General features: G+C 66.6%; 23 protein-coding genes and 1 tRNA gene. 7 read left to right on the top strand and 17 right to left on the bottom strand.

All coding sequences use genetic code 11. The features are described from left to right. Window positions 1-17: 17 nt before the first annotated feature. Together SB4_RS00690 and SB4_RS00685 are read left to right on the top strand one after the other, a co-directional pair. A complete protein-coding gene (locus SB4_RS00690; protein ID WP_058750978.1) occupies window positions 18-2,135 on the top strand; it encodes a prolyl oligopeptidase family serine peptidase in 2,118 nt (705 codons plus the stop codon). Window positions 2,136-2,236: 101 nt separating this feature from the next. Beyond that, the gene (locus SB4_RS00685) at window positions 2,237-2,587 is read left to right on the top strand and encodes a hypothetical protein (protein ID WP_420893854.1); all 351 of its coding nucleotides are present in this window, start codon (window positions 2,237-2,239) and stop codon (window positions 2,585-2,587) included. A gap of 51 nt (window positions 2,588-2,638) precedes the next feature. Here the strand turns inward: SB4_RS00685 and SB4_RS00680 are convergent, their stop codons facing one another. Both SB4_RS00680 and SB4_RS00675 read right to left on the bottom strand, forming a co-directional pair. Beyond that, on the bottom strand, window positions 2,639-3,202 hold the full coding sequence (locus SB4_RS00680) for a glycine zipper 2TM domain-containing protein (RefSeq protein ID WP_058750977.1): 564 nt from the start codon (window positions 3,200-3,202) through the stop codon (window positions 2,639-2,641). Window positions 3,203-3,329: 127 nt separating this feature from the next. After that, entirely contained in the window at window positions 3,330-5,621 is a 2,292-nt protein-coding gene (locus tag SB4_RS00675; protein WP_058750976.1) for an ATP-dependent helicase, read from the bottom strand. Window positions 5,622-5,836: 215 nt separating this feature from the next. On the opposite strand from SB4_RS00675, the gene SB4_RS00670 reads away from it, so the two are divergent. From SB4_RS00670 to SB4_RS00660, 3 genes are all read left to right on the top strand, one after another. Continuing rightward, window positions 5,837-6,142: a UrcA family protein gene (locus tag SB4_RS00670; protein WP_058750975.1), complete on the top strand. Its 306-nt coding sequence runs from the start codon at window positions 5,837-5,839 to the stop codon at window positions 6,140-6,142. Between the two features lie 119 nt (window positions 6,143-6,261). Next, window positions 6,262-7,902 carry an inorganic phosphate transporter gene (locus SB4_RS00665; RefSeq protein WP_058750974.1) on the top strand — a complete coding sequence of 547 codons (1,641 nt, stop codon included), beginning with the start codon at window positions 6,262-6,264 and terminating at the stop codon, window positions 7,900-7,902. Window positions 7,903-7,962: 60 nt separating this feature from the next. Beyond that, the gene (locus SB4_RS00660) at window positions 7,963-9,237 is read left to right on the top strand and encodes an MFS transporter (protein ID WP_058750973.1); all 1,275 of its coding nucleotides are present in this window, start codon (window positions 7,963-7,965) and stop codon (window positions 9,235-9,237) included. On the opposite strand, the gene rsmD is transcribed toward SB4_RS00660, so the two are convergent. Further along, window positions 9,228-9,764 (bottom strand): 16S rRNA (guanine(966)-N(2))-methyltransferase RsmD, encoded by a 537-nt coding sequence (rsmD, locus tag SB4_RS00655; protein ID WP_058750972.1) that lies wholly within the window; start codon window positions 9,762-9,764, stop codon window positions 9,228-9,230. The genes SB4_RS00660 and rsmD overlap by 10 nt on opposite strands. After that, complete coding sequence (locus tag SB4_RS00650; RefSeq protein ID WP_058750971.1) at window positions 9,764-11,116, bottom strand: pseudouridine synthase; 1,353 nt, start codon at window positions 11,114-11,116, stop codon at window positions 9,764-9,766. Before SB4_RS00650 ends, rsmD begins: the two co-directional genes overlap by 1 nt. A 111-nt stretch (window positions 11,117-11,227) precedes the next feature. On the opposite strand from SB4_RS00650, the gene SB4_RS00645 reads away from it, so the two are divergent. Together SB4_RS00645 and SB4_RS00640 are read left to right on the top strand one after the other, a co-directional pair. Further along, on the top strand, window positions 11,228-11,659 hold the full coding sequence (locus SB4_RS00645; RefSeq protein WP_058715977.1) for a response regulator: 432 nt from the start codon (window positions 11,228-11,230) through the stop codon (window positions 11,657-11,659). An 87-nt stretch (window positions 11,660-11,746) separates the two neighbouring features. Then, entirely contained in the window at window positions 11,747-13,075 is a 1,329-nt protein-coding gene (locus SB4_RS00640; RefSeq protein WP_058751029.1) for an AmpG family muropeptide MFS transporter, read from the top strand. On the opposite strand, the gene SB4_RS00635 is transcribed toward SB4_RS00640, so the two are convergent. The 13 genes from SB4_RS00635 to SB4_RS00575 form a co-directional block, all read right to left on the bottom strand. Then, the gene (locus tag SB4_RS00635) at window positions 13,065-13,493 is read right to left on the bottom strand and encodes a DUF6628 family protein (RefSeq protein WP_058715976.1); all 429 of its coding nucleotides are present in this window, start codon (window positions 13,491-13,493) and stop codon (window positions 13,065-13,067) included. The two genes, SB4_RS00640 and SB4_RS00635, sit on opposite strands and share 11 nt — an antisense overlap. Window positions 13,494-13,587: 94 nt before the next feature. Then, entirely contained in the window at window positions 13,588-14,907 is a 1,320-nt protein-coding gene (locus SB4_RS00630) for a bifunctional folylpolyglutamate synthase/dihydrofolate synthase (protein ID WP_058750970.1), read from the bottom strand. An 82-nt stretch (window positions 14,908-14,989) separates the two neighbouring features. Then, window positions 14,990-15,844 (bottom strand): acetyl-CoA carboxylase, carboxyltransferase subunit beta, encoded by an 855-nt coding sequence (accD, locus tag SB4_RS00625; RefSeq protein ID WP_058715974.1) that lies wholly within the window; start codon window positions 15,842-15,844, stop codon window positions 14,990-14,992. After that, entirely contained in the window at window positions 15,841-16,653 is an 813-nt protein-coding gene (gene trpA, locus SB4_RS00620) for a tryptophan synthase subunit alpha (RefSeq protein ID WP_058750969.1), read from the bottom strand. Before trpA ends, accD begins: the two co-directional genes overlap by 4 nt. Beyond that, on the bottom strand, window positions 16,650-17,882 hold the full coding sequence (trpB, locus tag SB4_RS00615; RefSeq protein ID WP_058750968.1) for a tryptophan synthase subunit beta: 1,233 nt from the start codon (window positions 17,880-17,882) through the stop codon (window positions 16,650-16,652). Before trpB ends, trpA begins: the two co-directional genes overlap by 4 nt. Window positions 17,883-17,928: 46 nt before the next feature. Continuing rightward, a complete protein-coding gene (locus tag SB4_RS00610; protein ID WP_058750967.1) occupies window positions 17,929-18,570 on the bottom strand; it encodes a phosphoribosylanthranilate isomerase in 642 nt (213 codons plus the stop codon). A 35-nt stretch (window positions 18,571-18,605) separates the two neighbouring features. Next, a complete protein-coding gene (gene pyrF / locus SB4_RS00605) occupies window positions 18,606-19,280 on the bottom strand; it encodes an orotidine-5'-phosphate decarboxylase (RefSeq protein WP_058750966.1) in 675 nt (224 codons plus the stop codon). Window positions 19,281-19,287: 7 nt separating this feature from the next. Continuing rightward, complete coding sequence (locus SB4_RS00600; protein ID WP_058715970.1) at window positions 19,288-19,596, bottom strand: lipopolysaccharide assembly protein LapA domain-containing protein; 309 nt, start codon at window positions 19,594-19,596, stop codon at window positions 19,288-19,290. 99 nt (window positions 19,597-19,695) lie between these two features. Next, window positions 19,696-21,978: a patatin-like protein gene (locus SB4_RS00595; RefSeq protein WP_058750965.1), complete on the bottom strand. Its 2,283-nt coding sequence runs from the start codon at window positions 21,976-21,978 to the stop codon at window positions 19,696-19,698. Continuing rightward, complete coding sequence (locus SB4_RS00590; protein WP_058751028.1) at window positions 21,978-22,673, bottom strand: endonuclease/exonuclease/phosphatase family protein; 696 nt, start codon at window positions 22,671-22,673, stop codon at window positions 21,978-21,980. The genes SB4_RS00595 and SB4_RS00590 overlap by 1 nt, the downstream gene beginning before the upstream one ends. A 64-nt stretch (window positions 22,674-22,737) precedes the next feature. Then, window positions 22,738-22,812 (bottom strand) — tRNA-Thr (locus SB4_RS00585). An 18-nt stretch (window positions 22,813-22,830) separates the two neighbouring features. Then, complete coding sequence (locus SB4_RS00580; protein ID WP_058750964.1) at window positions 22,831-23,682, bottom strand: hypothetical protein; 852 nt, start codon at window positions 23,680-23,682, stop codon at window positions 22,831-22,833. Then, a complete protein-coding gene (locus SB4_RS00575) occupies window positions 23,675-25,003 on the bottom strand; it encodes a replication-associated recombination protein A (protein ID WP_058751027.1) in 1,329 nt (442 codons plus the stop codon). The genes SB4_RS00580 and SB4_RS00575 overlap by 8 nt, the downstream gene beginning before the upstream one ends. Between the last annotated feature and the right edge of the window lie 60 nt (window positions 25,004-25,063).

The raw sequence follows: 25,063 nt of genomic DNA, 5'->3' as shown, positions 1-25,063 counted from the left end.
GACGGAGCAGAACGAAAATGCGGGGATGGCGTGGACTGCTGGCGGGCACGATGCTGGCCGGACAGCTTGCGGCGGGGGCTGCCATGGCGCAGACCGGCGCGATGACCGACAATGATCCCTATATCTGGCTGGAGGACAAGGACGGCGCCAAGGCGCTGGCCTGGGTCGAGGCCGAGAATGCCAAGACACTGCCGCGACTGCAGAATGATCCGCGCTACCAGACCTTCTATGGTGAGGCGCTGGCCATCGCGTCCGCGAAGGACCGTATTCCGATGCCCGGCCAGCTCTATGGCCGCATCGTCAATTTCTGGCGCGATGCGGATCATCCGCAGGGGCTGTGGCGCTATACAACAGAGGCGGACTATGCCTCGGCCAATCCCAAATGGACCACGCTGCTCGACCTCGATGCGCTGAGCAAGGCGGAGGGCAAGAAATGGGTCTGGAAGGGCCTGACCTGCCTCAGCCCCGAGGATCGCCTGTGCCTGATCGCGCTGTCGGAGGGCGGCGAGGATGCGATCGAGTATCGCGAATTCGATATGGAGACGGGGCAGTTCGTGCCGGGCGGCTTCCGCCTGTCGACCTCGAAGCAGGGCGCGAGCTGGCTCGACAAGGACACACTGCTGGTCAGCCGTGACTGGGGGCAGGGGACGCTGACCAAGTCGAGCTATCCCTTCGTCGTGAAGATGGTGAAGCGTGGCCAGCCGCTGGAGCAGGCGACGGAAATCTATCGCGGTGCGCCGACCGACGAGCTGGGCACCTATGCGGGTGTGCTGACCGATGCCCAGGGGCACCGGGCCGTGGTCATCGAGCGGCGCAAGACCTTCTTCGGTGGCGACAAGCTGTTGTGGACGCCGACCGGCGGGGCCAAGCCGATCGCTATGCCCGCGCGCGCCTTCCCCTCGGGGCTGGTCGACGGCCGTGTGATCTTCCAGACCAGCGACGCCTGGGGCGAGCATCCGGCCGGTTCGGTGGTCTGGGCACCGCTGTCAGAGCTGGAGGCCGGGACGATCACCCCGCGCACGCTGTTCACGCCCACCGATCGCCAGGCGGTCGAGGGCGTGTCGACGACCAAGGATCGGGTGGTCGTGACCTATATCGACAATGTTCGCGGCCGGGCGAGCGTCTTTGCGCCGACAGCAAGCGGCTGGTCGGCCTCGGCGGTTCAGGTGCCGGACAATATGGCGGTCGACGTGGTCAGCACCAGCGACCGCTCGGACATCGTGTATCTCTCGACGGCGGGTTTCACCACACCGACCGTCCTTTCCCGTTTCGATGCCAGCCGCCCGGCCGCGCCGCAGGTGGTGAAGACGCTGCCCGCGCGCTTCGATGCGACCGGCACGAACGTCCATCAATATGAGGCGACCTCGACCGACGGGACGAAAATCCCCTATTTCGTCGTGCTGCCCAAGGGGGCCAAGCTCGACGGGACGACACCGACGCTGATGACCGCCTATGGCGGGTTCGAGGTCGCACGGCTGCCCAGCTATCTCGGTTCGACCGGCAAGATCTGGACCGAGCGGGGCGGGGCCTATGTCCTGGCCAATATCCGCGGCGGCGGCGAGTTCGGGCCGAAATGGCATGACGCGGGCCGCAAGACCAAGCGTCAGGTCATCTATGACGACTTTGCGAGCGTGGCGAAGGACTTGTTCGCGCGGAAGATCACCAATCCGCAGAAACTGGGCATCTATGGCGGCTCGAACGGCGGCCTGCTGATGGGTGTCGAACTGACCCAGCATCCCGATCTGTGGAAGGCAGTGACGATCCAGGTGCCGCTGCTCGACATGGTTCGTTACCAGAAGATTGCGGCGGGCGATTCGTGGAAGGACGAATATGGCTCGATCGACGTGCCGGAAGAGGCCGCGTTCCTGCGCAAGATTTCGCCCTATGCCAATATCCGCCAGGGTGTGACTTATCCCGAGCCCTATATCTGGACGACGACCAAGGACGATCGCGTCGGCCCGCAACATGCGCGCAAGTTCGCGGCGCGGCTGGCCGAATATGGCATCCCCTATCTCTTCTACGAAGATACGGCGGGGGGGCATTCGGGCGACGCCGACATCGCGCAGGGTGCACGCTTGAGCGCGCAGCAGATGGTCTATTTCGCGCAGAAATTGATGGATAGCCCCAAGCGCTGATGAGCGCAGGCCGGGCGGTGGCGTCGCCCGGCCTTTTCGCCTATGACGTATGCGGCAATATTCCTCTTGCTGCATTGCGGCAGGATGGGCAAATGCGGGGCATGACCGATATGTCGACGACCGAGCGCCGTCCGGCTGAGCCGGCGGCAGGCGCTCCCGCCATCATCTTTGAAGCGATCGTCAAGATGCAGGCGGTATCCGCCATGTACAATCGCGGCGAGGTGGTGCTGGCGCCCCATGTGATCTTCACGCGCCATGACGAACTATATGTCGACGCGACCACCATCGAGCGTGACGGGAAGCCGCCGCGCGAGGAAAAGATGGGGACGTTCAAGCTGGCCGGGCTGGGCTCGCTCCGCCTGACGCCGCGTCGCTTTGCCGCCAGTGCACTGTTCGAGCGCGATGCCGAGAAATATCAGAACGCCGCGCTGATGATGATCGAGCCGGCCTGAACCCAGTCGTAGGACGCCGCCCGCACTCAGATGCGGGCGGCGTTCTTGTCATCAGCGACAGCGGACCTGGTTCTGGTCGATCGACCGCCCGGCCAGTGCGCCACCGGCCGCACCGAGCAGAGTCGCGATCGTGCTGCTACGCCCGCCGACCAGATTGCCCAGGATACCGCCCGCCGCGCCACCGATGATCAGGCCGGTGGTGCCGTCCGAACGCCGACAATAATAGCGGCCATCGGTCCCGGCATAGACCCGGTCCTGCGGCTGGAGCACGCGCTCGCGATATTGCGAGCCTTCGCGATAATCGCCGACCGGATCATAATAGGGCTCTGCATTGCGGTCATAGCCGTCGGCGGGGACCGGCGGCGCGACGCGGTAGCCGCCGGGACCGGGGCCCGGAGGGGGAGGGGGCGGCGCATAGCCATCATCGCCATAATCGCGACCCATGCGCGACATGTAGAGGTTCACCTCCTGGTGATAGAGCTGATACTCACGGTCGAACCGCGCCTGCGCCGCGCGGAAGCGAGCGTCGTCGGCCGCGCTCTGCGCACTTGCGGGTATCGCCGTCATGGTGACGGCGGCGGTCATCATTGCGATGGTCAGATGACGAAAGCCCATCGATCCTGTCCCTCCATAGCCCGGATAATCGGGTATAGGGGACCGATACGGATGCGAACTGATATGGTTCCTGAACGGGCGATCCAGTCCTTCCCCTCATGAGGTGGGGCAAGAACCGTCTTCCGCCTCACCCTTTCGTGACGAAGCTGTCCATCACCCGTTTGCGCCCCGCCTGCTCGAAATCGATCTCCAGCTTGTTGCCCTCGATCGCCGCGATGTCGCCATAACCGAACTTCTGATGGAACACCCGTTCGCCGACACTCAGATCGCCACGGCCCTTCTGCCCCAAGCCGACCGAGGGCGAGCGCGACTCGACGATGCGGGCGGGACGCGCGGGCTGGGCAGTCTGGCCCGTCGCGGCACGCTGCCAGCCGGGACCGCGCCCCGTGCCGCGCGCGACATTGGCGAAGGGGTCGGCATGTTCGGACCAGTTGGCACGCCACAGGCTTTCGCCGCCGGTCATGCTGGTCTCGCTCTCGATATGCTCGGGCGGCAGTTCGCCGACGAAGCGGCTGGGCAGGCTGGAGGTCCACTGGCCGTAGATGCGACGATTGGCGGCATGGAGGATGATCGCCTTGCGCCGCGCCCGCGTGATCGCAACATAGGCGAGGCGACGTTCCTCCTCCAGGCTGCGCGTGCCGCCCTCGTCGATGGCGCGCTGGGATGGGAACAGTCCTTCCTCCCATCCCGCCAAGAAAACCGTGTCGAATTCCAATCCCTTGGCGGCGTGGATCGTCATGATCGTCACCTCCGGCTCACGCTGGTCGCCGTCGCGGTCCATGACCAGCGCCACATGCTCCAGGAACGCGCCGAGCGACTCGTAATCCTCCATCGCGCGGACGAGTTCGGACAGGTTCTCCAACCGCCCCGCCGCCTCGGCCGACTTTTCGTTCTGGTACATGGCGGTGTAACCGCTCTCATCGAGCATCTGCCGTGCGAGTTCGGCGTGCGGCAGGTCGCGCGCCATATCGCGCCAGCGGGCGATGTCGCCAATCAGGTTGCCCAGGCTGCGCCGCGCCTGCGGGGTCAGTTCGTCGGTGTCGAGGATACGAGCAGACGCGATGGTCAGCGGCAAGTCCTCGGCACGGGCGAGCTGGTGGATCTTGGCCAGCGCCTTGTCGCCCAGGCCGCGCTTGGGCACGTTGACGATCCGCTCGAACGCCAGATCGTCGGACGGCTGGTTGACCACCCGCAAATAGGCCAGCGCATCGCGGATTTCGGCTCGTTCGTAGAAACGGAACCCGCCGACGATCCGGTACGGCATGCCGATGGCGATGAACCGGTCCTCGAACTCGCGGGTCTGGTGCGACGCGCGGACGAGGATGGCGATATCGCCATAGGAGGTGCCGGAGCGCCGCGCCGACTCGATCTCTTCGCCGACGCGGCGGGCTTCCTCCGGGCCGTCCCACACGCCGAGCACCCGGACCTTCTCGCCGACGTCCAGCTCGGTCCACAAGGTCTTGCCCAGCCGCCCGCCATTATTGGCGATGACGCCGGACGCCGCGCCCAGGATATGCGGGGTCGAGCGATAATTCTGTTCCAGCCGGATGACCTTGGCGCCGGGAAAGTCCCGCTCGAACCGCAGAATATTCTCGACCTGCGCACCGCGCCACGAATAGATGGACTGGTCGTCGTCGCCGACGCACGCGATGTTCTTGCGGGCCTGAGCGAGCAATCGCAACCAGAGATACTGGACGCTGTTGGTGTCCTGATACTCGTCCACCATGATATAGCGGAAGCGCTGCTGATAATGCTCCAGCACGTCGCGGTGCGTCTTCAGGATGGTGAGCATGTGGAGCAGCAGGTCGCCGAAGTCGCAGGCGTTCACGCTGCGCAGCCGTTCCTGATACTGACGATAGAGCTCAGCTCCTTGGCCATTGGCATAACGCTCAGCCTCGCCCGCATCGATATCGGCCGGGACCAGCCCCTTGTTCTTCCACTCGTCGATCAGGCCGCCGAGCGCGCGGGCGGGAAAGCGCTTCTCGTCGATGTCCGCCGCGACGATCAGCTGCTTGAGCAGGCGCAGCTGGTCATCGGTATCGAGGATCGTGAAATTGGATTGCAGCCCGACCAGCTCGGCATGGCGGCGCAGCATCTTGGCGCCGATCGCATGGAAGGTGCCCAGCCACGGCATGCCCTCCACCGCATCGCCGACCAGGCGACCGACCCGCTCGCGCATCTCCTTGGCGGCCTTGTTGGTGAAGGTGACCGACAGGATTTCGGACGGCCACGCCTTTCGCGTGTAGAGCAGATGCGCCAGTCGGGCGGTCAGCGCCGCCGTCTTGCCCGTTCCCGCCCCCGCCAGCACAAGGACCGGGCCGTCGGTCGTCAACACCGCCTCACGCTGCGCCGGATTGAGGCTGCGCAGATACGGATAGTCGGTCGACAGCGCGGCGGGATCGGAGGGGGAGACGGTCATCGCGAACAGTTAGGGAACGTTTGCAACCGGGGCAACCACCCGCGTCATCGAAGACCGCTTGTTTCATCGCGGGACTCGTCATCATGACGACTTGTTCACGACGCGAAAGCGACATGCGCCGCCCCTAATGGCGCGGCGTGCCGACGAGCATCGGGGTGCCGCAGCGGTTCCCACGACGCCGCGACGGGCACGTCCCGATGCAGGAGCAACACCCGATGAAAATCTTCACGGCGGCCGCCTTTGCGGCCTCTCTTTTCGCGTCTGTCGCTGTTCATGCCGAGGAGCGCGAAACCGTCTCCATGACCGTTCGTCACGGCGATCTCGACCTCCGTCGCGCCGATCACCGCGCCCAGCTCGACGCGCGTATCCGTCGGGCGGCGATGATCGCCTGCGGAACGGTGACGGCCGACCTGCGCCAGAATGACGACATCGCCCGCTGTCGTCGCGAGATGACGGCCGATGCGGCGGTGAAGGTTGCGGCGCTGTCGGCGTCGCGTGTCCAGCTCGCAAGCAATCACTGAGATCGGTCTTTCCGCACGACTGGGCGACCCTCCAGGGCACCCGGTCGTGTTCGGCCGCCGGTCCGTGCTGGACCGATCGTCATCAAAATGTCACTCGAAGGGCGCAACGGATCATCACCATGACAGCTCAAGCGCTCGCCGGTGGCCAATCCGAATCCCGCACTCGCGGACCGCGTCTCGACGCCGGACTTCATCCGATGGGGCGGTGGCTCTTTGCCGCACTGCTGGTCGGCGGCCTGCTCTATGCGGGCTATAGCGTTGCGATCGACACGGCGCGCGTCGGCGAGCCCATGGCGATGGGTGTCTTCGCCTTTCTGGGCCTCGCCCTGCTGATCGCGCTCGGCTTCGAGTTCGTGAACGGGTTTCACGACACCGCCAATGCGGTCGCAACGGTTATCTACACCCACTCGATGCCAGCGCCTCTGGCCGTCGTCTGGTCGGGTTTCTTCAATTTCCTCGGCGTCGTAACCTCGACAGGCGCAGTAGCCTATTCGATCATCACGCTGTTGCCGATCGACCTGATGCTGCATGTCGGTTCGGCAGGCGGGTTTGCGATGATCTTCGCGCTGCTGCTGGCCGCCGTGTTGTGGAACCTCGCGACCTGGGCAGTGGGGCTGCCCAATTCGTCGAGCCACGCGCTGATCGGCTCCATCCTGGGCGTGGGGCTCGCCAACCAGCTGCTGTCGAACATCCCCGGCACCTCAGGCGTCGATATGGCGCAGGTGCAGAAGGTTCTGTCGGCGCTGTTCTTCAGCCCGCTGATCGGTTTCGTCGGCGCGTTGATGCTCCTCCTCCTGATGAAGCGCTTCCTGCGCGACAAGCAGCTCTATCGCGAGCCCGAGGGCGATACGCCGCCGCCGCGTGGCATCCGCGCCTTGCTGATCTTCACCTGCACGGCAGTCAGCTTCGCGCATGGCGGCAATGACGGGCAGAAGGGCATGGGCCTGATCATGCTGATCCTGATCGGCTGCGCGCCGACCGCCTATGCGCTCAACCGCACGCTGCCCGAAAGCGCGATGCCTGCCTTCGTGCGCAGCGCCCATGTCGCCGCCACCGCCTATGCCGCACACGGGACGCCCGGCGCGCTGTCGGTCGATCGTGCCCGCGAGGCGGTGGTCGACGGCGTTCGTACCAAGGCCATCGACAAGCCGGAGGTCTATGCCGGCCTGTCGGTCCTGTCGCGCGATATCGGCGAGCGGATCGAGGATTACGGCACCTTCAGCCGCGTGCCCGCTGCCGTCGTGCCGAACCTGCGCAACGACATGTACCTCGTCCTCGACACCACCCGCATGGTGACCAAGAGCGAGGGGGCCAAGCAGCGCTTTACCGCTGCCGAGATCGAGTCGCTCAACGGCTATTCCGCCTCGCTGGAACGCGGCACCCGCTATATCCCGCTCTGGGTCAAGGTCACCGTGGCGCTGGCGCTGGGCCTGGGCACGATGGTCGGCTGGCGGCGGATCGTGGTGACGGTCGGTGAGCGGATCGGCAAGACGCACCTGACCTATGGCATGGGTGCCGCGGCCGAACTGGTGACCGCCGCGACGATCTTCGGGGCCGAATATATCGGTCGTCCGGTCTCCACGACGCACATCCTGACCTCCGGCGTGGCGGGCGCGTCGGTGGCCAATGGCGCGGGGCTGCAGTTTCGGACGATCCGCAACATGCTGCTTGCCTGGGTCCTGACGCTGCCCGCCGCGATGCTGTTGTCGGGCACGCTCTATTGGCTGCTGCTGCAATTCGCGGGTGCGGTCGCGGGCTGAAGCGGATAAATCGGGCGGCAGGGTCTTTACGCGGCCCGCCCGCTTCTGCACGAGCAGGGGATGACCCCAGCATCCCCCGTGTCGCATCGTCATATCCTGCTCGCCAGCCTGACCGGCACGGCGGTCGAGTTCTATGATTTCTATATCTATGCGACCGCGGCGGCGCTGGTGTTCGGCCCGCTCTTCTTTCCGGCGTCCTCGGCCACGGCGCAATTGCTGCTGTCCTATGCGAGCTTCGGGCTGGCCTTTGTCGCACGGCCGGTCGGTGCCATCGCGTTTGGGCATTTCGGCGACCGGGTAGGGCGTAAGTCCACCCTGGTCGTCAGCCTGATGCTGATGGGCGGCTCGACCGTCGCCATCGCTTTTCTGCCCACCTATGCCCAGGCCGGATGGATCGCACCGCTGCTGCTTTGCCTGGCCCGGCTGGGGCAGGGCCTCGGCCTGGGCGGCGAGTGGGGCGGCGCGGCGCTGCTCGCGGTCGAGAATGCACCGCCGGGCAAGCGCAACACCTGGGGCATGTTTCCGCCGCTGGGTGCGCCGGTCGGGTTCATCTTGGCCAATGGCTTCTTCCTGATCCTGGGCCTGATCCTGACCGACGACCAGTTTCGCGCCTGGGGCTGGCGTCTGCCTTTCCTGGCCAGTGCGGTGCTGGTAATGCTGGGCCTGTGGGTGCGGCTGCGCCTGACCGAGACACCCGATTTCGCCGAAGCCAAGCAAAGCGACGCACTACCCCGCGTGCCGATCGCCACGCTGCTCAGCGGTCATGGCCGTGCGCTGCTGGCGGGGACGGGCGGGGTCATCGCCTGTTTCGCCATCTTCTACCTGGCGACCGCCTTTGCGCTGGGTTACGGCACCACCGTGCTGGGATATCCGCGCGAAGCGTTCCTGGGTGTTCAGCTGGTTGCGATCCTGTTCCTCGCGCTGGGCGTGATCGTCTCGAGCGTCATGGCCGATCGGCGCGGTGCTCCGGCGATGCTGAAGCTTGGGTTTGCGGGCTGTGTGCTCATCGGGATCGTCATGGGGCCGATGCTGGGATCGGGATCGCTGGCCGTGGTCTTCGTCTGGCTGGCGATGGCGCTGTTCGTGATGGGGTTCGCCTATGGCCCGCTCGGCGGCTGGCTGCCTGCGCTGTTTCCGGCGGGGGTGCGCTATACCGGCGTGTCGATGACCTTCAACCTGGGCGGCATCATCGGCGGGGCGCTCGCCCCCATTGCCGCCCAGGCGCTGACCGAGCGAGGCGGGCTGAACTTTGTCGGCGGCTATCTGGTCGCCGCCGGTCTGCTCAGCCTCGCCGGAACGGCCTTGGTGCGGGGCCGCGCGCTCGTTCAGCCCTGACGCAACAGGGTCAGCCGCGCCTTGCCATGGACGCGGGAGGCGTCGACGGTAAAGCCCGGCATGGTGATCTCTTCCTGCTTGGCGGTTTCAATACTGATCCAGGTGCCTGCACCGACCCAGCCGAGCCGAGCCAGCTTGTCGAGCGCGACGCTGCCCGCGCCGGTGCCATAAGGCGGGTCCATCAGGATCAGGTCCAGCGGCGCGCGTGCCGGCCCCAGCGCCATCACCGAGGTCGCGCGCACATCGCCCTGCGCCTCCAGCTTGGCGAGGTTCGCGCGAAGGGCGTCGAGCGCGGCCTTGTCCTGTTCGACGAACAGGCAGGACGCCGCCCCGCGCGACAAGGCCTCGATCCCCAGCGCGCCGGAACCCGCAAAGAAATCGCCGACCGCCAGTCCCTCGAAATCGCCCAGCCGCGCGGTCAGCATCGAGAACAAGGCCTCCCGCGTCCGATCGGCGGTGGGACGGGTGACATCACCCTTGGGCGCGACCAGCGGGCGGCCCCGCCATTGTCCGGCAATGACGCGCATCAGCGATTACCTCCCGGCCGACCAGGCCGCGAGTCGCGGCCACTGGGCCTGCCGCCGCGCGCACCCGGCTTGGCCGGACCACCGGAGCGGCCAGACGGACCTTGCCCGCCGCGCGATGGCCGCGCCGGACGATCGCTGCGATCATCGCTGCGAAACGGGCGGTCGCCCGATTTGGCGAAGGGCTTGGCGTCCGACCGAGGACGAGCGGAACGGTCACTGCGGTCATCGCCGCGAACCGGCCGCTCGCCGGACTTGGCGAAGGGCTTCGCCTCTGACCGAGAGCGGCCGGGGCGGGCCGCATCGCCATAGGCCGAGCTGCGCCCGGCATCTTCGCGACGGGGACGGTCGGTGGCGCCGCCACGCGGTGGCCGCGCGGGACGCTCGGCGCGATCGTCGCTGCGGAACGAGCGCTCGCGTCCCGGGCCGGGCCGATCACCCGTGTGAGCCTTGCGCTCGGGGCGTGGACGGTCGGGGCGAAGCCCGTCACGGCCCGTGCTGCGATCCTGCCGCTTCGGTACGCCACCATCGACGGGCGCGTTCCGTGCAGGACGATCGCTGGCCGTCCGCGCCGGGGGCGCCCGGAAGCCGGGCTTCACCTTCGGGGGCTTGATCGCGTCGGCCGGAATGCCGCCTTCCAGCGTCCGGCGGAATTCGACGATATCATATCCCTTGACCTCGCCGATTGCGCCGACCGGCAGGTCGTCGAGCAGGAACGGGCCGTAGCGAAGCCGGATCAACCGGCTGACCTGCAGCCCCAGATGTTCCAACACGCGGCGAACCTCGCGGTTCTTGCCTTCGCGTAGGGTCATCTCGATCCAGACATTGGCGCCCGTCCGCCGCTCCAGATTGGCGTCGATCTGGCCATAGCGGATGCCGTCGATCTCGATCCCGTGGATCAGCTCTTCCAGCTCCGCCTGGGTGATGTCGCCGTATGCGCGGGCGCGATAGGTGCGCTCGACGCCGGTCGCGGGCAATTCCAGCTGCCGTTTGAAACCGCCATCGGTGGTCAGCAGCAACAGTCCCTCGGTATTGAGGTCGAGCCGTCCCACCGGCATCAGGCGCGGCAGCCCCTCGGGCAGACGATCATAGATGGTCGGGCGCCCGGCGGGATCGTGCTCGGTAACGAGCAGACCGGTCGGCTTGTGATAGAGGAACAGCCGGGTCGGCTCCGGCGCGGCGACGGGCTGGCCGTCCACGGTGATGCCGTCGAGCGTGGAAAGCAGCGTCGCGGGCGTGTCGATCGTCGTGCCGTTCAGGGCGATCCGCCCCTCGGCGATCATCCGCTCGATCTCGCGACGCGACGCGACTCCGGCCCGGGCTAGCAGCTTGGCGATACGTTGATCTGATGTCATGATCGACGCTGATACAGACGCAATGCGCCAAAGGAAATTAATTGCGTCGTTTCGCCGCAACGGCGCGTTACGGCAATCAGAACGGGGCAAGAAAGACGGGCCGGTACAGGGATGAGACTCTTCGGGCGAAAGAAGCGACAGCTCGTCAAGCTGCTGGTCGTCGAAGACGAGCCGCTGGTCGCGTTCGATAACGAACACGCCCTGACCGATGCCGATTACGAGATCGTCGCGACGGTCGACCGGGCCAGCAAAGCGGTGGCCGTGATCGAAAGCGGCGTGGCGATCGACCTGGTGCTGGCCGATGTGCGGCTGGCCGACGGTAGTGGCATCGACGTCGCCCAGGCCGCGCATGGCCGCGACATCCCGGTCCTGTTCATCACCGGTACGCCGCCCGACGGGGCCGAGCATCTGGCCGAGGGCATATTGATGAAACCCTATGGTTCGCGCGAACTGCTCGCCGCGATCGAAGTGATCGAGGAGCGGCGCGGCGGCCGGACACCTGCGCGCTTGCCCTCCGGTTTTCGGCTGTTTGCCCGCGCCTGAGGGCACGAACCCGACACCGCGCCCGTTGCCCGCATGGTCCAAGCCCGATAGGGTCCGGCCTTTGGTTCGATGCGGACGGATTTCCTTATGACGAGTGGGCGTTGGGTGGATGGCGTGCGGCCCTATGTCGAGCGGGCCCCGCTGGCCGCGCTGGCGCTGGGTATATCCTCCGCCTTTCCGCTGACGATGATCAACTCGACCCTGGCGAGTCGCCTGGCCGAAGCCGGGATCGAGAAGAAGAGCGTGACCGCCTTCGCGCTCGTCATCCTGGCCTATAATTTCAAATTCCTATGGGCCTGGATCGTGGAGGGCGTGAAAATCCCGCTGCTCCATCGCTTGGGCCAGCGCGTGTCATGGCTGTTCGTGGTCGCGGTGCTGGTCTGCGTGGCGGCAGTAGGGCTGGGGCTATCCGATCCCAGGGTATCGCTGGCGCAGACCGCTTTGGCGGCGATCGCGCTAGGGATTGCGGGCGCGACCTTCGACATCGTGATCGACGCCTATCGCATCGAACTGCTCGAGCCGCGCCAGCTGGGCGTAGGCGCCGGCATGAGCCAATATGGCTGGCGTATCGGATCGGCGCTGGTCGCCTCACTGTCGCTCGTCATCGCGACCCGTGCGGGTTGGAGCGTGGCCTATATGGTCAGTTGCGCCTTCGCGCTCCCAGCCGTGCTGACCGCGATCGTCATGGGCGAGCCCGAACGGCATCACGAGATTACTGCCAAGCGCCCAGGCGAAGGCGTCGTTCGTGCGGTGATCGGTCCGTTCGCCGAATTCTTCCGGCGGCGGGGTGCTGCTATCATCCTGGCCTTTATCCTGGTGCACAAGATCGGCGACACGCTCGCTAACCTGACCTTCCGGCTGCTGTTCAACGATCTGGGTTTCAGCAAGGACGAGATCGCCTTCTACGATGTCGGCGTCGGTTTCTGGGCGCTGCTGATCGGCGTGTTCGTTGGCGGCGTGATCTATGCCCGCCTGGGCATGAAGCGTTCGGTCATCATCAGCCTGGTGCTGATGGCGGTGTCCAACCTGTCCTTTGCCGGACTGGCGGCGCTGGGGCATTCCAATCTGGGCATGGCCGGTGCGATCGGGTTCGAGAATTTCTCGAGCGGGATCGGCGGCGTCACCGTCGTCGCCTATTTCTCGGCGCTGACCGACTTGCGTTTCACCGCCGCGCAATATGCGCTGATTTCGGCGGCGGCGAGCATCGTCGGCCGTATTCTGAGCGGCACGACGGCGGGGGCCCTGGTCGAGCGCTTCGGCTATGTCGACTTCTATATACTGACGACCATCGTGGCCATGCCGGGCGTGGCTCTGTTCTGGTGGATGGCCCGTTCGGGCCTGGTCGACCGCTCGATCGGCAGTGCGGGCGTCGAGGGGGAGGGCGACGCCCGGCAGGAGGCGACGGTCAATAACTGATCGGTCGCCCCTCATCGGCAAAGGCGGCGCTGACCGCTGCCGCGCTGGCAAGTACACCATCGATGCGCCGCACGCCGAGCAGGTCCGCCATCAGGAAGCGGGCTTTGTCGGGGGCGACTTCCATCTGCGCCAGGATGGTCATGAGCGCCGCCTCCGCTGCCGTCATCCGGCCGCAGCAACAGGGCGCGATCGCGATTTGGCCCGTCGCGTGAGCGGCCAAGTCCGCCATCAGCGCGCGCATCAGCACCAGCGGTCGCCGGAAATCCTGTCCGAACACGGTGAACAGCGTATGCGCTGCCCGCGCATCGGCCAGACCATGCGCGCCCATCCGGCGAACGGCGAACAGCGCGATCCGGGCATGGGGGCAGGCCGGCAGCATGTGTGGAAGAGCGGCGGAAAGGGTCTGGGTTTCGGCCATCGGCTTGGGACTCCATGATTATGAGCCCCATGCTAATTCCTCGCTATTGATAGTCAATCGCAAATAAATGATCCGGCGGCTATGTTTGGCCACATCAATCCGGCGCTTCGTCGTTCTGCTCCAAAATCTGACCTGCGAGATAGAGCGACCCGGCGATCAGCACCTGGGCGGGGCGACCGAAGCGTTCGGCAATGACGTCCAACGCCGCCGCCGGATCGTCGGCCGACAGGGCGTTCATCCCCAGGTCTCGCGCCTGCTGCGCCAGCGCGTCGGGTGCATGGCAGGCATGATGCGGAACCGGCACCGTCACCACCAGATCGACCATCGCGCCCAGCCGCTGGAGCACGGGCCCGGCTTCCTTGTTGGCCAGCATACCCAGCACCAACCCACTCGGCCCCTGCGACCGCCACCGGGCCATGGCCCGCGCTACCGGCGTAGCCGCCGAGGGGTTATGCGCGCCGTCCAGCCAGCACCGACTGCCGTCCGGCAACCGGGCGGTGAGCGGCCCGTGGCGCAGCAGCTGCATGCGGGCGGGCCAGCTTGCGCGCGTGGCGGCGGCTTGCAGGGCCTGGTCTGGAACGGACACGGTCGATTGATGCCGGATCATGGCAACCGCCAGCGCCAGGTTGCGGGACTGGTGCGACCCGGACAAGGCCGGACGGGACAGGGCAAGGCTGCCCTGGCGATCCTCATAACGGATGCCGGCCTTCGTCACGCTGCTCAACCAGTCGCGGCCTCGCGCCAAGACGGGCGCACCCGCTGTCGCAGCGACGGCCTCGATCGCGTCGCGCAACGGTCTGGCATAGTCCATCGTGACCAGCGGGGTGCCTGGCTTGGCGATACCCGCCTTCTCGCGAGCGATGCCGGTCAGGCTGCGGCCGAGAAACGCCTCATGGTCGATGCCAAGTGCGGCGATACCGCAGACGGCCGGGGGCGGCAGGATGTTGGTCGCGTCCAGGCGACCGCCCAGCCCGACCTCGATGATCGTCGCGGCCGCAGGGGTGCGCGCGAAGCACAGAAAGGCAGCGGCGGTCGTCACCTCGAAGAAGCTCGCCCCAATTCCCTCGGCTTGCGCGAGCACCTCTTCCAGCACCCCTGCCAGCGCCCCATCGTCGATCAGCCGCCCGGCGACACGAATACGCTCGTTGAAGCGAACCAAGTGCGGGCTGGAATAGACATGAACGCTCTGCCCCGACGCTTCGATCGCGGCGCGCAGGAAGGCGCAGGTTGACCCTTTGCCGTTGGTGCCCGCAACATGGAAGACCGGCGGCAGATGATGCTGGGGATCGCCCAACCGGGCTAGCAGCGTCGTGATCCGCTCCAGCCCCAGCACATCCGCACCGGGCGACAAGGCCCAAAGCCGGTCGAGTTGCGCCTGGACGGCCGGATGATCGGAGCGGGCATGATCGGGCATCGGTCGATCCCTGTGGGCAGACAGACAAGAGGCGGACCTCGCGGCCCGCCTCATAATTCCAACTCTTATGAAAAGCGACGGATCAGGCCGCCTGACGCGATCCCGTCAGATAGCCGATGACGGTCGCCAGACGCTCGCGCAGGTCGCGGCGGTGGACGACCATGTCGAGCATGCCGTGGTCCAGATAATATTCCGAGGTCTGGAAATCGTCGGGCAGCTTTTCGCGGATCGTATTCTCGATCACGCGACGTCCGGTAAAGGCCAGCGTCGCCTTGGGCTCGGCGATCTGCACGTCACCCAGCATCGCATAGGCCGCCATCACGCCGCCCGAGGTCGGGTCGGTCAGCACGACGATATAGGGCAGGCCCGCATCGTGCAGCATCTGGATCGCGACCGTGGTGCGCGGCATCTGCATCAGGCTGAGAATGCCCTCCTGCATGCGCGCGCCGCCCGAGGCGGTGAAGATGACATAAGGGCAATGGTCCGCGATCGCCGCTTCCACGCCGCGCACGAACGCCTCGCCGACGGCCAACCCCATCGAGCCGCCCATGAAGGCGAAGTCCTGCACGCCGACCACGACCTTATGGCCCAGGATGGTGCCGCGCGCATTGACCAGCGCATCCGTCTCGGCGGCGTTGGTGCGGGCAGCCTTCAGTCGGTCGGCGTAGCGCTTGGAGTCGCGGAACTTGAGCGGGTCTTCCGGCACCTTGGGCGCGGGCAGCTCGTTGCAGCTGCCCTCATCCAGCAGATGGCGGAAACGCGCCTTGGGCCCGATGCGGTCATGGTGATCGCATTTCGGGCAGACATTCAGATTGTCTTCCAGTTCCTTGGTGAAGACCATCTGCCCGCATCCCTTGCACTTGTGCCAAAGATTGTCGGGAGTCTCCTTCTTGACGACGAAGGGGATGACGTTGCGGACGCTGTTGAGCCAGCTCATGCGAGTTCCTTGCGGGCGTCGGCCAGGGCCGACGAGAGAGTTTCGATATAGGCGCGGACCGGCTCCGGGGCCCCCGCGCCATGTTCGCCGACCAGATCGACGATGGCGGAGCCGACGACCACGCCGTCCGCCACCCGACCGATCGCCGCCGCCTGTTCGGGGGTACGGACACCGAAGCCAACCGCGACGGGCAGAGGCGTCGCCACCTTCAGTCGCGCGACCGCATCCTCGATCGAGGCCTGCGCCGCCTGTTGCTGACCGGTGATCCCTGCGACCGAGACATAATAGAGGAAGCCATCGGCACCCGTCAAAATCGTCGGCAGGCGCGCGGCGTCGCTGGTCGGAGTGGCCAGGCGGATCGAGGCAATGCCCTTCTCGCGCAGTGCGACGCCCAGCGCATCGTCCTCTTCGGCGGGCACGTCGACGCAAATCACGCCGTCGATACCCGCTTCGGCAGAGGCCTGTGCGAACCAGTCGGAGCCACGCACCGTCATCGGATTAGCATAACCCATCAGGACCAGCGGCACATTCGCATGACGCGCGCGGAAAGCCTTGGCGATCGACAGCACGTCGGCGGTACGGGTGCCTGCGCTCAGGCTGCGGATATTCGCCTTCTGGATCGCAGGGCCGTCGGCCATCGGATCGGTAAAGGGCATGCCCAGTTCGATCACGTCCGCGCCGCCCGCGACCAGCGCGTCGAGGATCGCGGCGGTGTCGCCGGGCGTCGGATCGCCTGCCGTCACGAAGGTGACGAGCGCGGCGCGCCCCGCTTCGGCACAGGCGGCAAAAGTGTCGGCGATGCGGCTCACATCTTCACTCCCATGGCGTCGGCGACGGTGAAGATGTCCTTGTCGCCGCGGCCCGAAATATTGATCAGGATGATCTGGTCGCGGTCCATCGTCGGCGCGCGCTTCAACAGACCGGCCAGCGCATGGGCGCATTCCAGCGCGGGGATGATCCCCTCGACCCGGCAGCACAGCTGGAACGCGTCCAGCGCCTCGGTATCGGTGATGCCTTCATAGACGACACGGCCGGTGTCGTTCAGCCAGCTATGTTCGGGGCCGATACCCGGATAGTCGAGCCCTGCCGAGATCGAATGCGCTTCGGCGATCTGGCCGTCCTCGTCCTGCAGCAGATAGGTCTTGTTGCCGTGCAGGATGCCGGGCTTGCCGCCGGTCAGGCTGGCGGCGTGCTGCGTGGTGCTCAGGCCATGACCCGCCGCCTCGATGCCCAGCATCGCGACCTCGGGGTCGTCCAGGAAGGGGTGGAACAGGCCGATCGCGTTCGATCCGCCCCCGACCGAGGCGATCAGCAGGTCGGGCAGGCGACCCTCGGCCTCCATGATCTGCGCCTTGGATTCGGTGCCGATCACCGACTGGAAGTCGCGGACCATCTCGGGATAGGGATGAGGGCCCGCCGCCGTGCCGATGATGTAGAAGGTGTCGTGAACATTGGCGACCCAGTCGCGCAACGCCTCGTTCATCGCATCCTTCAGCGTCTGCGCGCCGGACGTGACCGGGCGGACCTCCGCGCCGAGCAGCTTCATACGGAAGACGTTGGGCGCCTGGCGCTCGATATCGCGCGCGCCCATGAAGATGGTGCAGGGGATACCGAAGCGTGCTGCCACCGTGGCGGTGGCCACGCCGTGCTGGCCCGCGCCCGTCTCGGCGATGATCCGCGTCTTGCCCATACGCTTGGCGAGCAGGATCTGGCCGATGCAGTTGTTGATCTTGTGCGCGCCGGTGTGGTTCAATTCTTCGCGCTTGAAATAGATTTTCGGCCCCTTGCCCGCGGGCGCGCTGGCGCGAAGCGTCTCGGTTAGGCGTTCCGCATAATACATCGGGCTGGGGCGACCGACATAATGGGTCATCAGGTCGTCGAACTCGGCCTTGAACGCCGGATCGACCTGCGCCGCGCGATATTCACGCTCCAAGTCCAGGATCAACGGCATCAGCGTCTCGGCGACATAGCGGCCGCCATAGTCACCGAAATGGCCGCGCTCGTCGGGCTGGGCGCGGAAGGAGTTAAGGGCGTTCATGGTCACTTCCTTGGGCGTTGGCGGGGCGAGCCTGCAAACGATCCTGTCACTGATTTGTCGCAACGGCTTTAAGGAAGCCTGCGATCTTGTCCATATCCTTGACGCCCGGCGCGCTCTCGACGCCGGAGGACACATCGACCAACGGCGCGCCGGTGCGGCGGATCGCCTCCGCCACGTTACCGGCGTCCAGTCCGCCGGACAACGCCCAGCGCAGCGGATGGCGCACGCCGTCCAACAGGCTCCAGTCGAAGCGTAGGCCCATGCCGCCGGGCAGCGATGCCTCGTCCGGGGTCTTGGCGTCGTACAGGATCAGCGTGGCGGCCCCCGCATAATCACGCGCCTTGTCGACGTCGCCGCGCGCCTTGATCGCCACGGCGGCCCAAACCTCGCGATCGAACTTCGCGCGGATCGCGGCGACGCGGGCGGGGGCGGTACGGTGAAGCTGAATCGCGTCCAGCGTTCCGGCGCGGACCGCTGCCTCCAGCAGCTGGTCGTCGGGATCGACGAAGACACCGACCCGCTGAACGTGATCGGGCACCCGGCCCGCCAGCCCTGCCGCCACGTCGAAGGTCAGGTGGCGGGGCGAGGCCGGGAAGAAGACAAAGCCGACATGGCTCGCCCCCCCGCCCAGCGCCGCGTCGAGCGTGGCGGTCGTCGTCAGTCCGCAGATCTTGGCGGTGGTGGGCATGATCGTTTCCCGAATGGGAGGGGTCGAAAAACGTCTCAGAGCGTGGCGGCAATGGCCCGCGCGGCCGCGTCCGGGTCTTCGGCCTGGGTGATCGGGCGACCGATGACCAGGATCGAGGCACCTGCGTCCATCGCGGCGCGCGGCGTGACGACGCGCTTCTGGTCGCCGATCACGCCGTTCGCCGGGCGTACGCCGGGCACCACGAAGAAGCCCTTGGGCCATGCCTTCTTGACCGCCGCGACCTCTTCACCCGAGCAGACGATGCCATCGACACCGGACTCGGCCGCCAACTCAGCGAGGCGGCGAACATGATCGGCGGGCGACCCGACGACACCGGTGTCCGACAGATCATTGGCGTCGAGGCTGGTCAGCATGGTGACCGCGACGACCTTGGTGCCGACGGGAGCGGCGGCCTTGGCATCCTCCAGCATCGCGCGACCACCGCTGGCATGGACCGTCAGAATGGCGGGAGCCAGCGGCCCCAGCGATTGGACCGCCTTGGCGACCGTGTTGGGAATGTCGTGCAGTTTCAGGTCGAGGAAGATCGGCAGGCCGATATGCGCCATCTCCCGCACCCCGGTCGCACCGTGCGCGCAGAAGAACTCCAGCCCCAGCTTCAGGCCGCCGACATGGTGGCGGACCTTTTGCGCCAGCGCCTGGGCACGGGCGAGGTCGGGCGTGTCGATGGCGACATAGATGCGGTTACTCATGAGAAAATCAGACCGTCGGCTCGGTGGTGGGGGTGGTAGGCACGGGCGCGACATAGGCGCTCGTTTCGGCCGAAACGGCGGCGAGCGAACGCTCCGCCGCGCTCAGCCGCTGACGCAACCGCCAGCGTGCCGCATGCTGCCAGATCAGCGTCGGCACCAAGCCGAGCAGGAAGGTCAGGAACAGCAGCAGCGGCAGGTTCACGTCCGCCACCAGCCCGCCGACCAGCCGGATCGGCACGGTCGTCCAGTTCCCGATCGTGAAGGCTGCGGCCAGAAAGGCCAGCAAGCACCAGAACAGCATTTTCAGGAACTGCATGCGCTTCTCCGCGTAACCCGGTCCGCCGCCCCCTGACGAAGCGGGCGGACGTCGCCATGGGCTGGCGGTCTAGCCGCGTTGTTCGGGCATGACCAGCCTTCAGCCGATCTCTCGGCGAAGCGAGGCGATCAGCGGCGCGACGGCGGTTAGCCGCTCTTCCTCCTCGTCCAGGATGGCGAGGAAAGCGCGCCGCTTGAATGCTGCGACCGCACCGGGTTTCAACCGGATGGTCGAGGGCAGGGTGGAGATGGCGATGTCGATCATCCGCTCCGCGCCGTGCAGACGGCCCCAGAGATAGTCGTTCTCGCGGTAGCTACGGCTGAAGAACGCGCCGAAGGTCAGGAACTGGATGCCCTTCAGCGTTGCCTCCGCCCCGCCCGAGCGGATCGCGGTCGCGTCGTCGGGGGCGATGCGGTCCACCTTGATCGGATCGAACTCGTCCAGCCCTTCGCCCTGCAACAGCGGCAAGGTCGCCACGTCGAAATAGGGAAAACCCAGATAGGTCAGCAGCAAGGTCCGCCGGGCCGAACGCGGCAGCCCGGCGAAGGCGGCGGCCAGCCGAGCATCGGTCTCCCCGTCCAGCCGGATCAGGTCGAGCCGCGCCTCCAACTGGTCGAGCAGCGGCCCGCCATCGTCGCGGGCATGGCGAATATCGTGCGCCATGTCGGCATGGGCCGGGCCCTGCTGCCGCTCCAGAAATTCGGCCAGCATTTCGTAGATGGCGTCGCGCACGGGGGCCAGCTCGGCTTCGCTATGATCGGCCTCCAGCGCGGTCAGGCGACGGGCGAGCAGGCGGAGGCGACGAATGCGATAGCCGAGATCGAAGGCGCGTAGGAAGTTACGCGCGCCGTTGCTGGAGCCACCTTTGAAGTGGATCGTTTCCGCGCCGACATAGCGCTCTGCCATGGTCCGCTCGATCGTTGCGCGCAGGCGGCCGCGCCGCTGCGGCCCTTCGTCGCCGATCGCCTCGGCAAAGATCGTCGCCATGGCGTCGATGACGTTGGCGAGCTTCAAATGACCATAGGCGGCATAGCTGAACCCGGCCTTGGCCGCCGATGCCGCTTGCGCGCGCACCCGCCACGAGGCCAGCCGTGCGGCGGTCGGGCGATCGAGGAAGAAGGTGCCGCCGAACAGTTGCTCGATCTCGGCTTCCACATCCTCGCGGATGGCGGTGACGATCGCCTGCATCCGGTCGATCCGGCCCGAGCGCGCGGCGATTGCCTCCAGATTGTCGCGGATCGGCTGCTGACGGGGCAACTCGCTGATCGCGCCGATGATCGTCTGGAAGAAGCCGGGATGGCCGCCGCCGCCGGGCAGGCGGAAGTGCATGCCCGGAAAGGGATCGATATAGACGAAGCGTCGATCCACCTGCCGCCGCGCTGGACGGCGACCAAGCGCATCGATGGCGGGGCGGAAGGGGGCGTTGACGAGCACCGAACCGTCGATCAGCACCGCCTTGTCGGCGGCGCCCGCCGCATGGTGACGGGGAAGGACTCGGCGCAGAAACGCGTCGCGGCTGTCCCATTGCTGTTGCCGGCTCTCTAGCACCCGGTCCAGCTCGGCGACGGTGAAGGGCGGGAAGGCACCGGGGAAGCTCGACGTCGCACGCGCGGCAAATACCAGTTCAGGGATCGCCGCCAGCTGACCGCCGCCGCTGTCGGTGAAGTCGACGACCATGCGATGTTCGGTCTCCACCACTTCGCCCGGCGAATGGAGCTTCAGACGCTGGGGCTGGCCGGTGAAGTCGGTGACGGTGACGAACAGGTCCAGCGGCTGGCCGGGCGGCAACAGGCGCTTTCCCGCCGGAGCCGCCGCCATCCGGTCGAATGCCTCCAGCAGCTTGCCCGTAAAGGCATCGGCGTCGAACGGCGGCTCGAACCAGCGCGAGCGGACCAGATGGCCGAGCTTGTAGCGCACCTCGTCGCGGGTATCCTCGTCCAGCGCCTCGATCTTGTCGCCGCTGCGCCCCGCCGCCATCCAGGCGATGGGCAGGGCCCACATCTTGGAGAAGCGAGAGGTCGGCGCGGCCTCCGGTGCGATCAGCGACTCGATGTCCCCCGCCTCCAGCCACAGGTCGGTCAGCGGGTCGAGCGATTGGCCGGTCGACAGCGCCTGCCCCAGGAAAATGCCGTTGATCCCGCCCGCACTCGCCCCCGCAATGATGTCGGCGAGCACGCGAACCCGAACGCCGCCCCGCTCCGCCATCTCGTCCAGCAGGTCCTGATAGACGGCATCGACGGCGGACGCCGGCGGGTCGCCCTCGTGTGAGGCGCGGCTGGCGCGGACGATCCTCCAGATTTCCTTGGTGATGCCGTGCATGTACACGGCCAAGCTGATCCCGCCATAGCAGACCAGCGCCAGCCGCAGTTCCTTTTCGCGCATCAGCGAGGTGCCAAAGTCGCCCAGATGGGCAAATGGTCGGAGGCCTTGCGCGACATCGGCGTCGCATGGACCCCGCAGTCGGCTATGTGGAGGTCAGGCGTCACCATGATCCGGTCGAGCCGCCCGATGGGGCGTCTGGCATGGAAACTGGGGCCGGTGTCCGCCATGATGAACTCCCGCGTGAAATCCCGAAGGCACCCGGCGGAGCGAGTCCATTCGTTCAGGTCACCCATCATGACGGTGGGACGGGGTTCGACGCAACTCGCCAGATGCGACAGGATCGCCCCCGCCTGTCGCCTGCGCCAGAGGCCCGACAGGTCGAGGTGCATGCCGACCACACGGATGACGCCGCTTCTTGTCCTCAGGTCGGCCATCACTGCCCCGCGCGGCTCCAGCGAGGGCAGATGGATTGCCTCGAAATCCAGGATTTGCACGGTCTTGCGGACCAGGATCGTGTTGCCATGCCAGCCCATCGACCGGGCCTTCATGCCATAGACGATCGGCTTCCAGTCGCTGTGATCGTCGAGCAGGTGAAGCGGAATTACCCCTTCGCGCTCGCCGAAGCGACGGTCGGCCTCCTGCAGCGCAATGACGTCGGCATCGACCTCGCGCAGCACGTCCAGGATACGGTCGGGATTGCGCCTGCGGTCGGCGCCGATCCCCTTTCGGATATTGTAGCTGGCGACCTTGATCATTCCGCCACTGTAACGCAGCGCGGTGGTTTTGGTGCCAATTTCGATGGCGTGGACGGAAGGGAAATGGTGCCGGATGAGGGGATCGAACCCCCGACCTTCGGTTTACAAAACCGCTGCACTACCGCTGTGCTAATCCGGCGTTGCGGCCCCCCTAGCGTCAAGAGACACCGAAGGTCCAGCCCTCCGTTTGGGCGATCTGCGTCGTCAGCCCGGCCGGATGCCACAAATCCTGCCGAGTCGCGACGGTGCGCAGCCAGGCGGAAGTCAGGATCGCGTCGGTGCTGTGGTCGTCATACCGGTCCAGCGGGTGATGCCGTTCGCTGCCCAGCTGGGTCAGCGCGTCGTCCAGGGCCTCGGCACTCCGCATCTTGCTGCGGCCGCGGGGGCGACCGGCAGCGCGCGCGGCGATAGAGGTATAGATTTCGACCACCAGCGCGCCCTTCGCCGGAATGGAATCGAAGGGCCAGATCGCGACATGCCCGTCCAGCCGCCGCAACAGCCGCATTCCGGCAAAGCTGGCCTTCGCCACCTGAGACGCGCCGATCGCGTCATAGACGGTCGAGGGCTTCTTACCCCCATCCGCGGCGATCTCGCACGCGCGCCAGTGAAGGAAGTCGGCTTTGCGCCCATCGGCCGCCCCGAAATAGAAGTGCGTGCCCCGCCGCGCCTCTAGGAAGCTGCGCGCGCCCAGATCGGGATCGTCGCTGCTCTCGTCGACATAGGCCCAGAGCGCCCGGGCATCGGGCGTGGGCCTATCGCCAGGCAGATGCGCGCCGCGCGCGACGAAAGGCGCCGAAAAGCTGAAATCGAAACCGATCAGCAGAGGCTCATCGGCACGCTCCAATATCCAGTCCGCCACGCCCTGTCGTGACCAGGCTCGGCCCGGCGGCGGCACCAGCTCAGGTGCAGCATGCCCCGCTCCGCAATGCGCCATGCGGATGCCCGGATGCGCCGTCCCATGAGCCCCCGACCAGTCGATCGCGACGAACCCCTCGAAGCGCTCAGCCATCCCCATCCCGCAACGCGCGCCGCCGCTCGTCCCACCAAGCCATGCGCTCGGCGATCCGTTTTTCCAGACCGCGGCCCGAGGGGGTATAAAACTCTTGCGGCGGTAGCTCGTCGGGCCAGTAGTTGGCGCCCGAGAAACCGCCCTCGGCGTCATGATCGTATTGATAGTTCGCGCCGTAACCGATCTGCTTCATCAGCTTGGTCGGCGCGTTCAGGATATTGGCGGGCGGCATCAACGAGCCGGTTTCCTTGGCGGTCCGCCATGCCTGTTTCTGCGCCTTGTACGCGGCGTTCGATTTGGGCGCGGTCGCCAGATAGAGGCAGGCCTGCGCGATCGCCAACTCCCCCTCGGGCGAGCCCAGAAAGTCATAGGCGTCCTTGGCCGCAAGACACTGGGCCAGCGCCTGCGGATCGGCCAGCCCGATATCCTCGACGGCGGCGCGGGTCAGGCGGCGCAGCACGTAGAGCGGCTCCTCGCCCGCCGTCAGCATCCGCGCGAGATAATAGAGGGCCGCCTGCGGGTCCGATCCTCGGATCGACTTATGCAGTGCCGAGATGAGGTTGTAATGCCCCTCCCGGTCCTTGTCATAGACCGCGACCCGGCGTTGCAGGAATGCGGACAGCCCGGCGGGGTCGAGCGGTTCGGGCAGGTCGACCGCGAACAGCGTCTCCGCCTGATTGAGCAGGAACCGCCCGTCCCCATCCGCACTGGCGATCAGCGCATCGCGCGCCGCCGGATCGAGGGGCAGGGGACGTTCCATCTCGACCTCGGCCCGCTCCAGCAACTGGTCGAGCGCCGCCTGGCCGAGCCGGTGGAGGATCAGCACCTGCGCACGGCTGAGCAAGGCGGCGTTGAGCTCGAAGGAGGGGTTCTCCGTCGTCGCCCCGACCAGCGTGACGGTGCCATCCTCGACATAGGGCAGGAAACCATCCTGCTGCGCGCGGTTGAAGCGGTGGATCTCGTCCACGAACAACAGGGTGCGCTGGCCCAGACGGGCATGGTCGCGCGCCTCGGCAAAGACCTTCTTCAAATCCGCAACGCCCGAAAAGACGGCGGAGATTGCGGCATAGCGCAGGCCCACCTCGGCGGCGAGCAGTCGGGCGATCGTGGTCTTGCCGGTGCCGGGTGGCCCCCAGAGGATCATCGACGACAGCCGACCGGCGGCGACCATCCGCCCGATCGCGCCGCCCGCCCCGGTCAGGTGATCCTGCCCCACGACCTCCGCCAGCTGCATCGGGCGCAGCCGGTCGGCCAGCGGCGCGTCCGGTGACAGGGCAGGAGCGGCGGGGGCGGGGTCCATGCCCGCGAACAGATCGGCCATGTCCGCCATGTAGGGCACGAGGGGCGTTACGTCATCCTCTCACCCAAAGATATATCTTGG

The organism is Sphingomonas sanguinis, assembly GCF_001476905.1.
Lineage (GTDB): Bacteria > Pseudomonadota > Alphaproteobacteria > Sphingomonadales > Sphingomonadaceae > Sphingomonas > Sphingomonas sanguinis_B.
The sequence above is the reverse complement of the archived record's forward strand: the minus strand, read 5'-3'. Positions and strand labels throughout refer to the sequence as shown.